Source organism: Streptomyces sp. 13-12-16 (assembly GCF_002114215.1).
Lineage (GTDB): Bacteria > Actinomycetota > Actinomycetes > Streptomycetales > Streptomycetaceae > Streptomyces.
Map to the genome: position 1 here is coordinate 1 of NZ_NCTE01000478.1, position 960 is coordinate 960.

Here is a 960-nt window from a genome sequence, read left to right on the forward strand (position 1 = left end):
AGGGCGAGCAGGGCCCCGCCGCCGCGCAGCACGAGCCTGCCGTCCGCCAGCCGCCCCGCGGGCCACGCCGGCACCTGCCACACCGCCCCGGGGCCGGACGGCAGTCGCGGCTGGGCCGAACGGGACACCGTCAGGCCGCCGTCGGCCCCGATCTCCTCGACGGTCACGGGGAGCGCACCGTCGACCATGGCCAGCAGGGAGGAGACCCGTTCCGGATCCCCCGCGAGCTCCCGGCGGATCCAGGCGTCGTCCGCCCAGCCGTCGTCGGAGAGGGAGACGGCCCCTGCCGGGAACCCGTGCACGAAGAGGACGCCCGCCTCGTCGCACCCCAGCAGCACGGCGTCGCCGCGCTCGGGGGCCCCGGACCAGGGAGCGAGACGGTTGTCCGGGGTGAGACGCACCACGCGGCCCTCCGCGTGGCGTGCCGCCGCCGCACGGGTGACGGGATACTGCAACTCCCGGCCGGCACCGCCCAGATGCAGCGTGCCGGACTCCGGGTCACTCCTGAGCACCGTCAGCACCGCCGGTACGTCGCCCAGCGCCCCGCGCAGTCCCGGACGCCAGTCGTGCAGGACGACGCAGGTGGGCTCCGTCAGCCCGCGGTGGTGGGCGGACACCCGCACCGTGTCACCGGGCCGGAACAGCTCCCAGCACAGCCCCTCCAGGGACTCCGGGCTGCCGCTGTGCAGGGTGTGCATCAGGCCGCCGGGCACCTCGACCAGACGGCCGGGCGACAACTCGAGCCACACCCCGTCGGCCTCGTGCGTCCCGTCGGGGTGCCGCACCGGGCCCGCGACGGTGTACCAGTGCGCCCCATGCGCCGTGGCCGCCCGGCCCGTCCCGGCGCCGGGTGCGCCGGGACGGTCGGTGAGGTGGCCGGCGGGGAAGCCGAAGCGACGGCCCTGAGCCGGCGGGTACCGCAGGGAGGGACCGGCGGCGGGGACCACCGGCGGCACGCTG

General features: G+C 77.3%; 1 protein-coding gene. It reads right to left on the reverse strand.

What is annotated here, in order from left to right; all coding sequences use genetic code 11:
- Nucleotides 1–947: hypothetical protein (locus B7767_RS19130; protein WP_143652545.1), on the reverse strand; the 947-nt coding region annotated here is incomplete at its 3' end.
- Nucleotides 948–960 lie beyond the last annotated feature (13 nt).